Genomic DNA, 12,167 nt, shown 5'->3' with positions numbered 1-12,167 from the left:
CGATGATGGTTTTATGTCACCAATCCCTGAAACTATAAGACCAGAAAAAAGTATAGGTATTGACCTCGGATTATCCCATGCTTTTATATTATCTTCTGGTTATAAAGAAAATAATCCCCGTTTTCTAAACTCGGAATTACCGAAATTGCGAGTTGAACAAAAAATATTATCGCGTAAAAAAATCGGGTCATCTAAACGCAAAAAACAGAAGAAGAAAGTTGCAGTAATACACGAAAGAATATCGCAAAAACGAGAAGCGTTTTTACATGAGAAAACAACGGAACTTGTTATCAAAAGCCAAGTAACGAGTTTTGTTGTAGAAGATCTAAATATCAAAGGAATGACAAAAAACAGAAAGTTATCTCGTCACATAAATGATGTTTCATGGGGTAATTTTATTCGGATATTGAAGTATAAAAGTGAATGGCATGGCAAAAATGTTATTACAGTCAATCGTTTTTTTGCCAGTTCAAAAATATGTCACAGTTGTCATTACAAAATGGATGAAATGCCTCTATCAATACGTTATTGGCTTTGTCCTGAGTGTGGAAAAGAGCATGATAGAGATATCAACGCTGCGATCAATATCTGTCATCAAGGATTAGCTGATTCGCTAGGGCATAGCGATTATGTAAAGAGCTCCCTTGTAGCAATACCTGTCAGTGCTGGTGCTACAACGAAAGCTATTGGCATGAGCTAATAGGGGTCATAAGAAGCCCCCACTATAATCAGTTTTGATTTAGTGGTGGGAGCAAGTCACAAGATTGCGTAGTGACAATGGATGCTCTCCATTGCCAGAAAGATACGATGGCCCAAATCGTCCAACAGCAAGGCGATTTTGTCGTCCAGCTTAAGGCGAATCAGGGGAAACTCTTTCAACACGTCCAGCAGGCGTTCGCTACTAACTACGATGACCCTCAGCTGCCTGAATACGTGGAAAAGAGCAAAGGTCATGGTCGTAGTGAAGTCCGGCGCGTCATGCAGATTAGCGCTACACTACCAGCATCTCTCAGAGCGCAATGGCCACACATAAAAAGCTTTATTGAGATAGGCACTGAGCAGGAGATAAACAGTAAAATCAGCTGTGACGCCCGATTTTACTTGAGTTCGCTCGATGTGGCGCCCAAAAATGTTGCCCACATCATCCGCAGCCACTGGGGCATAGAAAATCAACTGCACTGGGTGCTGGACGTTGTGTTCAGAGAAGACGAGTTAAGCGTGAGTGATGCGACTGGAGCCGCTCATATTGCCCTGATAAACAGAGTGGCACTTGCGTTGTTGAAGCAAAATAAGATCAAGGACAGCACGCGAAGTAAACGAAATCGTGCTGGTTGGAACAGCAAATTTAGAAGCCAATTGCTCTTTGGTTGATATTTAACCAAAGTGGAATCCCGCCCTGACCAACACCGTCTTCTGTTGATTTGTCATACCATGATAAATCTAGTTTTAATCCCATACCCCACCTCACAGAGGTTTTTACTATTCAGCTTTAAACCCCTGCTTTCCGTTGGTAGCTCGCCATTCTTTTATTTTTTTAGTGATAGCCTCTGGAGTGCTTTCCTCATCTGAGTTTGCGTAATAAATTAAGTCTGACCCATCTGGGTGTTCAGTTATTTTTTCAAAATGACTGATCAATAAATCCAACCTATCATCTGTTTCAGCTACATTTTCTTTATAAATATCTTTCATAAGCTCTAAAAACTCAGCTTCGGTGTAATCACTAATGCTGTTTTTAAGTTCCATTATTGTTTTCCTCTATGAATATCAATATGTTTTTTAGGAGTGGTAACACGAAGATTATCCATGTTGTAGACTTCACCACCTTTACTAATTTGCTTTTCATGATGGAGTTCAAATGAACTTCTCTTACCTATAGTATCTTTTTTTCTTGACTTAGGCGCTTTTCCTACCAGCATTCTGTCTCGGTTACTCTTGATAAATTGCTTGGATAATTCAGTATCTTTAGATACTTCTTCCCAAAATTTCCTTCTAAATTCATCAAAGTTATTAAATTTCTTACCTCGCAGGTTATCTGCAATTTGACTAGGTATTGGAGCGCCAAGTTCTTCTCCTGCTTTGCTTAACCAGTTCCCGGTAACTTCTTGACCTTTTCCTGTTACTACTCCCGGCAAATGTCGAGGGTTGTTAAACATCACATAGAGCGGTTTATAGTTAGTCTCCAATGGCGGCACCGCTATCTGAGAATCAATATTAGGCTGTACTGGATTGGGGTATACCGTGACGAGGGGCGTTTTAACTGGCGCGCCATTACCGGTATTCAGGATAACGATTTGCCGTCCCTCTGGGTGTAGCAAATGACCCAGACCATTAGCGCCCGGTGCTTTTATTGGGCTGATTAACACCGTCCGCCCCTGTTTGCCCTGCTCATCCGGTAGGGTGATGCCGTAAAGCCCTGTAGCCGGGTCAATGACGCTTTCAACCACCCAGATGCGTACTGATTCGCCGCTACGGTTTATTTCCGTCTCCCAGCGCCCAGCTTTATAAGTTTCCATCTTGCCGGTTAACGGGTTCCACTCGTACAGTGTTTCTCCCGTTGCGTCCGTCCAACGGAATTTTTTCCCTTTTCCATCAGCAACTGGCGTTTTTACACGGCTTTCCAGCAATCCCCGATAGTCAGTCAATGATTCGGTTAATGGAGTAGGATAATGATGTTCTCCTGCCTCTTTGAGGCTTTGTTCTGCTGCTTTTGATGGGTGCTGCACGACTTCCAGCTTGCCTATTTCGCTGTTCCATTCGTATATCGCCCCATCAACGGCACTTAACCAACGCCCCTTCATCCCTTCGCCGGTTTTTGACGCTGTGCGGGATTTGACTTTAACCAGCCCTTTGGTTTCAGTTATTTCTTCGGTTAACGGCTCTGGGTGATGCTGGCGTGCAGCTTCGGCGATGCTATGCGCTTTCGGCTCGAACATCACATAAACCGGCTCCATCTTTGCGGCTTCAGGGTAAACGACAATAACATCATGGAATGCTGTCGCTTTAGACACGGGTATTGGCAAAGGTTTTGAAGCCGATGAGGAATGACCATCATGATGCATTTTTATGGGCACAGTGGGTAAAGGTGTCACTAAGGGTGGCTGACCTTGAATGACGGACTCTTTTATCGGCGTCGTCACGATGTTAAGCTCACCGATGTCATTATCAGGAAGTGAATGGGTATACAGCCCGGTGTTTTCATCATGGCTTGCTTCAACCACGCGCACAGACTGGATGTTCTGTGTCTTGACGACCCTGACATCGACTTGCCGTTCCGTCACCGCGAGTTTTCCCCTGACGGGCAGACTTATCACGCCCGATGTTTTGGCCGCCTGTTGAAGCGCATCTCGATGCGGTAATCCCATTGCTTTTGCCGGGACTGACAGTGAGAGAAAGTTTTCTCGTGTGCGGCCCGGTACGATATCACTGCCTGTACCTACCGCGGGTGAATAAAAAATGGACGCAAGAACAAATCCTCTGGAAACGGCATTCAAGGCAACATCAGCAGTCGTTGTTGCCACGGTATTCAGGGTGTTGATGGCGCTGTTTAATTCTGCCAGCAAGGAAGCACCAATGGTATCGGTCAATGCCAGACTTCCCACGCCCGGGACAGAAAATATCGGTGCCATCTGACCAGCGGGCGTTAATACCCCACCCATAATGAGGCTGTCGCAAAAGAGGTAGTATCATGTTTTTAATGATTTCAATATTTTGATTTTAAAGAAAAAATTAAATTATTTTTATTGTAAATACCCCTTTTGCGACAGCCTCATAATGGTCAGAGAGCTAGCCTGACTGAGCATCGCTCGCGCACGTTGATCTCTGGCTAAAGTCGCTTCTCTTTCCGCCTTTGTTATGACATGTCCTCTCTGACGTCCATTTGATGAGCCGTTATTGCCACCACCACGCTGAGTATGACTGCCAGAGTGGCGATCCCTGCCTGAATAGTGGCTTATCGAGCCACGATTATCGGTTGTGGTGGCAGTACCGTCACCATGGTCAGTCGTATGGCCCCCGAGATTATGACTATCATAACCGCGAGAATTATCTCGCCCGCCGAATCCGGTCCAACTGGGACTGCGTTTTTTTCTTGTCACGAGTTTCGCACAAAACTAATTTGGGTACGCTAATAAAACACGGATGTGCTCAGCAATAGCATTTTTGATTACGTCCCAATTTTGTTGATAAAGGGTTATTTTTTCAGATATACGACGTTTATGTTGTTCAAACCACGCAGAAATAGCGAGAAAAATATGATTTCTTTGCGCTCGGCTCGTGCGAGCCTGACAACGTTCAATACCACAGTTTTGTTTAACTTCTCGATGATAAACTTCAACAGACCAACGGGCATCCATGATAGATTTGACGTATTGACGGGTGGGATTCTCTTTGTTTGTTACTATGTAATCAATACGGCCGTTTTTGGCTGTAAATTTGAAAACGGTCACCCAACCATATCCTCGCAAGTGTATTGACGTTCCTTCTTCTGAGATGTCTAACTTGTTCAGTTGTTTGTTATGGTTAACAATCCTATTTTTCCTCAGCGTGGTTACCCAGACCCAACCATGAGAGCGAATTGATTTCAGGTTATCCAGGCTAGAATACCAAGCATCCATCACTACCGCTTCTGGCATGATCCCTCTTTTTTTAGCAAGAGCGAGCATTTCGGAAAAGTGCGTGTTTTTTGTTTTTCCATCAGAATCTTTATCATAAATACGATAATCAATAGGAATTGATTCAACCTTCGTCAGATCATGCCAAAGCAAATTAACTAAACCTATGCCAGCAATAACATCATGTTCATTACCTGAATATTGATAATGGACCATCTCTATTTTTTTACTACGTGTTTTGGCAATCAATGTATCATCGGCAATTAGTACGCAAGGGCTTTTTTTGTCTATAGAAGGTTCAACTAATCGCCATAGGTCTTTAGGTCGAAAACATCTACTTTTTAGCCATCGGCTAACAGTGTCATGAGATAAAGGCGATGGGCTTACTTCTGATAACGCCAAACCAGAGTATCTTAAACTGCTTACTTGTAAGAATGTTTTATAGATATCTTTAATACATGGATAACCGGACAAAATATGAATACCCTGATTTTTTCTTGTTTTTAAATTTATACTTCTTTTTTGGAGATTGCGAAACTCGTGCTTGTGATTTTTTCTTCTTCGTCAGCCATCAGATAACGCTCCTTACATCAATACTATTTATTTATACAGTAAATCTATTCTAACACGAAGTCAACGCTTCGCGGGGGGGGACAGATTGGTGTTGCGCGGGGTTTGTTTTTGCGATGCGCGTCAGCGCATGGAAGGCGGTGTGATGGGGTGACAGGTGATGTCATAGGCCAGACCGCCGAAGCCCGTGAGCGTTATCAGGGAAGCGATAAACCCGTGTCAGTGCTAGACGGGTTTTGTTTTTAGCCCCCTTGATTGGGACGTTTTAACTTTCTAACGGCAACAACGTATAACTGTCCTCATCAATCGGGCAAATGAAATGCGCCGCCAGCGGATCAACTTCTCCGGCATGGATGTAGTGCAACACGTGCTGATTACGGGTAATGCCGCCCAGCGTCCGATGCCAGTAGGTTTTCGCTGCCGCTTTGCTTTTTGTCCGGTACAGTTCAAAAAACTGCGCATCCGGGGCGATCACTTCCGCCACCACTATCCGCCCGACAATGCCATGGAAACAGTGTTCGCACCCTTCAACATGGCGCATAAACACCTTTTCAGGCTGGCAATACTGTTCAATCAGATCGCGATCATCCTCTTCAAGCCGCTCAGCTACCCGGAGATAGGGAATTTTGCAGTGCGGACATAAGCGCTGTACCAGCCGTTGACTTATCAGCCCAATCATCAATTGAGGATCGGCCAGTAATCGTCCTGATACCCCTTCTACTTCCAGTCGCTCAAGGATATTCAGTCCATCATTGGCATGGAGTGTGGTCATCAGAATATGCCCGGTCATGGCCGCTTTCAGGGCAGTGATGGCGGAATCATAATCACGGATTTCGCCGTTTAAAATCGCATCCGGATCGCAACGCAAGGCATAGGCCATCGACAATAGCCACGCGCGTTTGATTTCTTCGGTGTTTTTCTTGTCGGCGATAATCGGCGTCTGGATCGCGCCATAAATCCGGCCTTCGGGCGGATCTTCAATGGTTAACAGTCGCCGTATCGGTAACTTGTTGACATACCCCCACAACGACAGGTAGGCCGCCGCCGCTGTGCGTAACGTGGTGGATTTGCCTGATCCGGTTGGCCCGGATAAAATCATCATCCCTTCAGGACGGCGTAGCAGGCGTTTCAGCACCCGGATTTGCTCGGGCAAGAAGCCCAGTGTTTCAAAGTACGGTACCGTCTCGCCGTCATCCTTAATCAGGCGCATCGCCACATACAGCCCCCCCACATCGGGCATATGCGCATAGCGTGCGCCAAATATCCCCAGTGGCTTTAAGAATCGTTCGGCAATGCGGCCATCCTGATGAAGATTGGGGTAAAACTGTTTCTCGGTGACATCACACATCGACAGGATAATGGTGGACGCCAGCGCCATTCCTTCGTCCTTGTCGATGCAGTCCAGACTCTGCAATTCACCGTGCACCCGCACTTCAACATAGCAAAATTCGCCGCCATCTCGCCCGATAGTAAAATGTAGATAAGAGGCCGAGAGTGCAATGGCCTTGCGGAAGTAGCTTAATACCCGCTGCTGGTTAATGCTATGGGTCGGTGCATCAGTCGATTGCGGTATCGCTACGTTGGCAATTTCATCCAGCGACAGGCTGGCCCAGCGGGTACGCCCCGGAAAGGCTTTTTGTACCCGGCTGACAAAATGTTGAACTTTAAAATCCTCGCGGTAATTGTCCGCGATAAAAATATCAATCATGCCGTCCTCGGCCTGTGTCACCCGCACAAAGCGGGCGATATCGGCATCGGGCTGTGGAAGGGTATTTAACATCACTCTTTTTCTCCTCATTAATAAAAGGCTAATGTGCGTTTATCGTTGCCGTCAGCCACCCGGACTGCGCGGGCGCTAATCGCCTCAACCCAAAAACGGGTGCCGGGGATCTGTTCGCCTTGCCGTAGTTCGGCCCGCTTGCCATCGGAGAGCACCAGACGCGCCATCAGTTGTTTGCCACTGCCGTAAATTTCTTCTACTGACGGTAAGCCCCCGGCGCGGGGCAAAATGGCCAACTCCCGGCCCGTAAGCGGTAAATTTGCTGTCCGGGCATCAATACCGCTCTCTTCCAGTTCGCGCTGAATGCGAGGCTGTCGCAAAAGAGGTAGTATCATGTTTTTAATGATTTCAATATTTTGATTTTAAAGAAAAAATTAAATTATTTTTATTGTAAATACCCCTTTTGCGACAGCCTCAATGCGGGCGCGGGCGGCTTTGGCTTCCAGCAGGACGGTTTCGGCCTGTATCTGCTCTAGCCGTTGCAGGGTGTATTCTTCCATTACCGGCGGTGTTTCGGCATAAGCTGCTGTGCTTACCCACGCCGCAATAAACAGAGCACGTTTATGATTTTGCATATAATTTTCCTTCCATCCGGTAACTTAAACGTCCCTGATTGAGCGTGATCGTGATGACGTGCAGGCGTAAACCCAGATCGTCCAGTTCATCAAACAGCAGGGTGGGGGGGATGGTGGTTTCCAGTGAAAAACTAAAACGGCGCCACGGCAAAATCCGCTCTTCGCCGTTAGCGCTCACCTGACGGTTATCCTCTTCCTGTAGGTTAATCGGCAAGCGCATCCGCTGCGCAAAGGTGGTTAATCGCTGTATCTGATTATCCGCCTCCGGCAAGGCGCGCGTATCCGGCGAGATGGTGAAGGTCACCGGTTGGCTAAACCCGCCGGTATCTCCCTGACCGGGTAAATTGAAATACGGCGGCGTTTGCCCGGCGTAAACCTGCTTCACCCGGTAAGCGAAATCGCCCACGGTGGCCCCAACGGGTTTGCTGTACGCCAGTCGTAGTGTCCCTTCCTGTGCGCACTGCGCCTCTTTAAAGCGCCAGCCTGCCAGCGACAAGGGGATTTTTTGCCAGCGTTCGGCACAGGCGTTAATAAACGGCATCAGTCGCGGTGTGTCATGCCACGGTGAGCGCAGAGCCGGGGAGGTTTGCACCTGTTGCTGTGCCAGCCATGCCGCCCGTATCGCCGCCTGATGTAACGCTTCCTGATGGGTTTGATACCCGTACCAGCCAACGTAACCGGCCAACATCAGGCCGCACAGGGTGAACAGACCTAACAATCGCCGCTTGCGCGATGTCACCTGAAAGCGGGCACTGGCTGGAAAACGAAGCCCTGCCAGCAAGCCTTCCATATTAAACGGTTGGCTATCGGCGATGTTCCAGTCTGCCGGGGCGAAAATCTGCCAGCCGCCTTCCGGCTCGCGGTTAAACTGGCAAAAGTTTTTTTGCGCCTGTGCGATTGCAGGCTTGTCGCCTACCACATCATTGATCAGCACACCGTCGATACTGCTAACAAAGCCGTAGCGCGCGTTATCCAGCGCGATAATGGCGTAGCCACTGCCTTTCAGTTGCCGGACGATGAGCAGTGCCAGCGCGTAACCGTCCTTGCAGCCTTTGGGCAAGGTCAACGCCGCCCAATTAACCAGCCCCATCACCCACTGCGGGTTTTTCTGGCTGTCCCGATAGCGATAGCTGACCACGCGATCTGCACCGCGCCGTCGCGCTTCGCTTTTAACGTTTTTCCCTGCTCGTAACGTCACGGGGAGCCAGTCTATGCCGGCCAGAAAAACGCGGCGACCTCGCACCATCGGCGTCGCGGTAAATAGCGGTGTTGTCGTCATCATTATCCCTCCTGCGACAGAACCGGGGTAATGAGCACAACCAGCATCCGATCACCGTCTTCTGCCTGTTGACCGCCACCTAACCCGAAGAACCCCGGTTGACCGACGCCCTGTTTGCTCCCTTTACGGCTGGCCTGCTGAAAGCCGGATAACACCAGTGTCTGGCCGGTTTTCATTTTTACGCGCTGGGTAAAGGTTTTTAGTTGGGTATTGAGCAACTCGACCGAGCTTTCCCCAGAAGTAAAGGTACGGCGGGTAGGCGGTTCAGAGAGATTAATGGCGAATTGCAGCAACAGGTGCTGACCGTCCAGCATGATATTCGGCAGCAGATTGATATAAAAGCCAGTGGTAATGGTGGCGGGCTGGATCGAGGTTGCGGTGCCGACATTCGCGGTGGATTGTGTTGTTACCTGCGCCACATAATCCTCCTGTTCGGCTACCTGCATGGCGACCGGCGAAAGATTGGTGGTAGTATTCGACTGTTGGGTGACGACACTGACTTTAGCTTGCTCTGCCAGCGCTTTGAGAAAGACTTTTGACCCCGCCAGCCGCCCGTCTACCACCGAGAAGCCGCCATTCATGATATTGCCTGCCGCACCGCCAAAGGCTTGACTGAGTGACAACCCTAAACGGCCATTGTTAAAAACGGCGTTCCAGTCCAGTCCTAACTGGTCTTTTTGCCGTTTTTCCACGCTCAGTACTTCAATATTGAGCACCACTTGCCGATCTAATGTCTGGTTACGCTCTTCCACAAAGCGCTCAACCGTATCCAGCACACGAGGCACATCGGTGACGGTCAGATTACCGGCTGACAGGAACATGCGCCCCAGCCCCGGTGTCAGCATCGATTTTACCGCCCCCTGTAAATCGGCATACAGGGAGGATTTTATGGTGGTTGAGGTGGATTGTGACGTGGTGGCATCACCACTCAGTGCATTGCCGCTCTGCCCGCCACTGTTACCGGATTTGGAGGTGGTGCCGCTCACCACTCTGGATTGGTAATCGGTCTGTGAATCCATGAAATTCAGCGTAAATGACCGGGTTTCCAGCGCGTAGATAACTATCTGTCCCGATTCATAGCGCCACGATACACCAAGGCGACTGGCAATGGTGTCGAGCAGCCCGGCAAGTGGGCCGTTCCAGTAAAGCCCGTTCAGATTCGCGCGGGTGTTAATCGCCGCAGGCGCAGAGGGTGATGCCATCCCGATAGCGGCCAGCGGCACCATGCCATTGACATCCGGCGGCGGGATATCGCCTTTCATCTGCCGGGTCTGGTCGCCAGAGACGCCGCCCAATAGCGTTAATGCGTCCGGCGTAACGGAAACGGGAAGTCGGCACACGCGGGTAATACGCTCAGAAACGTCATGCAGGCTCAGTGAGCCTTGCCGGTTAATCGTAATGGTACAAGGGGGTGTGGCTTTTTTTATCGCTGCCCGGTCAATCATCGGGGTGGGATTCACCCACTGCCGGGTGGCTTCGCGTAATACAGGTGATGGCGAGGTCAATTTTTGCATCTGCTGCCTTGCCTTTGCGTCTGTCGCCTCACTGTTTTTCATGTTTTGATTAATACGCTCAATACTGGTGCAGCCGGACAATGTCAGCACCACCAGTAAAGGCGCAGCAGAAAAAATAGTTCGCATGGTGTATCCTTTTGTATCTTGGACTTTTAAAGGAATTAAAGGATAAAATGATTGCTTATTTCCATAAATCAGGAGTCACTGTGTCAATTGATGATGTACTAATGGAGTTATTTTCCATAAAACCGGAAGAGATAAGGCGATTCACTTGTACAGAAAGAAAAGAAAGGTATTAAATACGCGTTAAATAAATAAAAAAGATGGAGAAATCACCATGAAAGGAAAAATATTACTAACCGCACTAGCGTTTTCATCAGTAAGCATGATAGCCAGTGCCGTAGAAACAGATAACCTGGTGGTGTATTCAACACAGCAGGATAAAGGTGCAACATCTCTAGGAAATCAGGCTTTTTATACCAAAAGCTTCGATGTTACATTAGCCAATGTTGGTGACAAAGATGCTGATTTAAGCAAATTTTGTCTTAAAGCCTATAATAAACATGGAAAAACTTTTAAACTCGACACCATCGAAGAAACATTAACAACCGGAAATCTGCTCCCTAAAAAAACAGTTAAAGGCATGGCTGTATTTGCATCAAATGATGAGTCGGTTTATGACGCATCCATTGTTAAACTGAGCTACGAATGCGACATTAACGATAAGAAATAAACGATTAAGCAGGGGGGGGCCTGCTTTGTTCCAGCATTTTTCTATTGAGGTAAGCAGACTAATTAAGATAAACAATCGCTCCATTGGGGATACGTACCGGTAAGACAACCTGCATATCGCGCCCACTATTATCAAAAAGGCGGTGATTTTTGACGCTACCCAATAGCGCAGAATCGCGGGTTTGGTTTTTGAGTGCCGCCATTAATCCCGGTGAAAAAGGTTGCCAGACAAAAACACGCTGGCTGGCAATGACATGCTGGATGAGCGAATGCGGCGTAATACCAACTTGCGCCGCTGTTAAAACAACTTCATTGGGATTGTGAATCACATCAGGATGGCGATAGAGATAATCATTAATCGCGTTGATATAGTGAACCGTCTCTATCGCCTGTGGCGTCGTGGTGGTCGTCATTTCAGTACTGTTGAGATTGTCAGCATGTTGATGCTGATAAAATCCAGCCAACGATAACGACACCAGTAGAAAAGAAAGGATTAAATAGCCCATCATCCCCCCGGTGGTTTATCGGTGATGCGTATCAGGCATTGCGCACTATTGGTTTCTGCATAAAGCGGCTTTTTGGCCGACTGGTATAACTCTAAAACACTTCTCAATGCAGATTTAAAATCACCACTGAATTTTAGCGGCGCGTCAATCTGATAATTAACCGTAAGCGTCGTTAAATCCCCACATTTTTTCACTTCTCCTAATTTGTCATGATTCGACGCTAACAATTAAGGAGAAATATTAGATGGGAATTTACCGTACAGACGAGAAATGGCGAGCTATCATTGAAGCTCAAGAATATTCCGGATTAAATCCAACTCAGTATTGTCGTCAAAATGCCATTACCCGTAGCGCATTCTGCAACGCAAAAAAGCGTCTTTATCCTATGAGGGAACAGTCCACTCATTTTATTCACGCCATGGTGCCAGCTGACCTTATGACCCCACCGGATGAAAAGCTGACTGCTCAAATCTCAACGACAGAGAAAGCACAAACGCATTCGTTTATCACCTTAGAACTGCCCCACTGTACGTTACGGGTGACGGCCGGGATTTCGCCGGGTTGGTTGGCGAGCCTCATTCGCGAGATGGCACCATGAAGA

Annotated in this window: 15 protein-coding genes; 4 read left to right on the top strand and 11 right to left on the bottom strand. The window is 47.8% G+C overall.

Features of this window, described 5'->3' with window-relative positions; translation table 11 throughout:
• A partial coding sequence (locus tag CBG25_RS00390) for an RNA-guided endonuclease TnpB family protein (RefSeq protein ID WP_290603685.1) occupies positions 1-700 on the top strand: 700 nt, incomplete at its 5' end.
• A 71-nt stretch (positions 701-771) separates the two neighbouring features.
• Positions 772-1,371 (top strand): ISAs1 family transposase, encoded by a 600-nt coding sequence (locus CBG25_RS00385; RefSeq protein ID WP_290603684.1) that lies wholly within the window; start codon positions 772-774, stop codon positions 1,369-1,371.
• 108 nt (positions 1,372-1,479) lie between these two features.
• On the opposite strand, the gene CBG25_RS00380 is transcribed toward CBG25_RS00385, so the two are convergent.
• The 9 genes from CBG25_RS00380 to CBG25_RS00340 all read right to left on the bottom strand — a co-directional run bounded on the left by CBG25_RS00380 (position 1,480) and on the right by CBG25_RS00340 (position 10,454).
• Positions 1,480-1,743: a bacteriocin immunity protein gene (locus CBG25_RS00380; RefSeq protein ID WP_290603683.1), complete on the bottom strand. Its 264-nt coding sequence runs from the start codon at positions 1,741-1,743 to the stop codon at positions 1,480-1,482.
• Entirely contained in the window at positions 1,743-3,584 is a 1,842-nt protein-coding gene (locus tag CBG25_RS00375) for an S-type pyocin domain-containing protein (protein ID WP_290603681.1), read from the bottom strand. Before CBG25_RS00375 ends, CBG25_RS00380 begins: the two co-directional genes overlap by 1 nt.
• Before the next feature lie 153 nt (positions 3,585-3,737).
• A complete protein-coding gene (locus CBG25_RS00370; RefSeq protein ID WP_290603679.1) occupies positions 3,738-4,094 on the bottom strand; it encodes a hypothetical protein in 357 nt (118 codons plus the stop codon).
• A gap of 15 nt (positions 4,095-4,109) precedes the next feature.
• Complete coding sequence (locus tag CBG25_RS00365; protein ID WP_290603677.1) at positions 4,110-5,084, bottom strand: transposase; 975 nt, start codon at positions 5,082-5,084, stop codon at positions 4,110-4,112.
• Between the two features lie 361 nt (positions 5,085-5,445).
• Positions 5,446-6,960, bottom strand: coding sequence for an ATPase, T2SS/T4P/T4SS family (locus tag CBG25_RS00360; RefSeq protein WP_290603675.1), 1,515 nt, complete (start codon positions 6,958-6,960; stop codon positions 5,446-5,448).
• Between the two features lie 17 nt (positions 6,961-6,977).
• Positions 6,978-7,295 carry a type IV pilus biogenesis protein PilP gene (gene pilP, locus CBG25_RS00355; protein WP_290603673.1) on the bottom strand — a complete coding sequence of 106 codons (318 nt, stop codon included), beginning with the start codon at positions 7,293-7,295 and terminating at the stop codon, positions 6,978-6,980.
• Between the two features lie 39 nt (positions 7,296-7,334).
• Positions 7,335-7,535 (bottom strand): hypothetical protein, encoded by a 201-nt coding sequence (locus CBG25_RS00350; protein WP_290603671.1) that lies wholly within the window; start codon positions 7,533-7,535, stop codon positions 7,335-7,337.
• Positions 7,522-8,817 carry a type 4b pilus protein PilO2 gene (pilO2, locus tag CBG25_RS00345; RefSeq protein WP_290603669.1) on the bottom strand — a complete coding sequence of 432 codons (1,296 nt, stop codon included), beginning with the start codon at positions 8,815-8,817 and terminating at the stop codon, positions 7,522-7,524. Before pilO2 ends, CBG25_RS00350 begins: the two co-directional genes overlap by 14 nt.
• Entirely contained in the window at positions 8,817-10,454 is a 1,638-nt protein-coding gene (locus CBG25_RS00340) for a PilN family type IVB pilus formation outer membrane protein (RefSeq protein ID WP_290603667.1), read from the bottom strand. Before CBG25_RS00340 ends, pilO2 begins: the two co-directional genes overlap by 1 nt.
• A 211-nt stretch (positions 10,455-10,665) precedes the next feature.
• Here CBG25_RS00340 and CBG25_RS00335 point away from each other — a divergent pair, with 211 nt between their 5' ends.
• Positions 10,666-11,061: a DUF4354 family protein gene (locus tag CBG25_RS00335; RefSeq protein WP_290603666.1), complete on the top strand. Its 396-nt coding sequence runs from the start codon at positions 10,666-10,668 to the stop codon at positions 11,059-11,061.
• 58 nt (positions 11,062-11,119) lie between these two features.
• Here the strand turns inward: CBG25_RS00335 and pilM are convergent, their stop codons facing one another.
• Entirely contained in the window at positions 11,120-11,566 is a 447-nt protein-coding gene (gene pilM, locus CBG25_RS00330; protein ID WP_290603665.1) for a type IV pilus biogenesis protein PilM, read from the bottom strand.
• Positions 11,566-11,760: a TcpQ domain-containing protein gene (locus tag CBG25_RS00325; protein WP_290603663.1), complete on the bottom strand. Its 195-nt coding sequence runs from the start codon at positions 11,758-11,760 to the stop codon at positions 11,566-11,568. The genes pilM and CBG25_RS00325 overlap by 1 nt, the downstream gene beginning before the upstream one ends.
• A gap of 50 nt (positions 11,761-11,810) precedes the next feature.
• Between CBG25_RS00325 and CBG25_RS00320 the strand changes: the two genes are divergently transcribed.
• Positions 11,811-12,164: a hypothetical protein gene (locus CBG25_RS00320; protein WP_290603661.1), complete on the top strand. Its 354-nt coding sequence runs from the start codon at positions 11,811-11,813 to the stop codon at positions 12,162-12,164.
• Positions 12,165-12,167 lie beyond the last annotated feature (3 nt).

Origin of the sequence: Arsenophonus sp. ENCA (assembly GCF_002287155.1) — a bacterium.
Classification (GTDB): domain Bacteria; phylum Pseudomonadota; class Gammaproteobacteria; order Enterobacterales; family Enterobacteriaceae; genus Arsenophonus; species Arsenophonus nilaparvatae.
The sequence above is the reverse complement of the archived record's forward strand: the minus strand, read 5'-3'. Positions and strand labels throughout refer to the sequence as shown.

Coding starts and splice junctions, on each gene's coding strand:
- CBG25_RS00340 (WP_290603667.1), bottom strand. CDS start 10,454: ATGCGAACTATTTTTTCTGCTGCGCCTTTACTGGTGGTGCTGACATTG.
- CBG25_RS00380 (WP_290603683.1), bottom strand. CDS start 1,743: ATGGAACTTAAAAACAGCATTAGTGATTACACCGAAGCTGAGTTTTTA.
- CBG25_RS00360 (WP_290603675.1), bottom strand. CDS start 6,960: ATGTTAAATACCCTTCCACAGCCCGATGCCGATATCGCCCGCTTTGTG.
- CBG25_RS00350 (WP_290603671.1), bottom strand. CDS start 7,535: ATGCAAAATCATAAACGTGCTCTGTTTATTGCGGCGTGGGTAAGCACA.
- pilP (WP_290603673.1), bottom strand. CDS start 7,295: ATGATACTACCTCTTTTGCGACAGCCTCGCATTCAGCGCGAACTGGAA.
- pilM (WP_290603665.1), bottom strand. CDS start 11,566: ATGGGCTATTTAATCCTTTCTTTTCTACTGGTGTCGTTATCGTTGGCT.
- pilO2 (WP_290603669.1), bottom strand. CDS start 8,817: ATGATGACGACAACACCGCTATTTACCGCGACGCCGATGGTGCGAGGT.
- CBG25_RS00320 (WP_290603661.1), top strand. CDS start 11,811: ATGGGAATTTACCGTACAGACGAGAAATGGCGAGCTATCATTGAAGCT.
- CBG25_RS00335 (WP_290603666.1), top strand. CDS start 10,666: ATGAAAGGAAAAATATTACTAACCGCACTAGCGTTTTCATCAGTAAGC.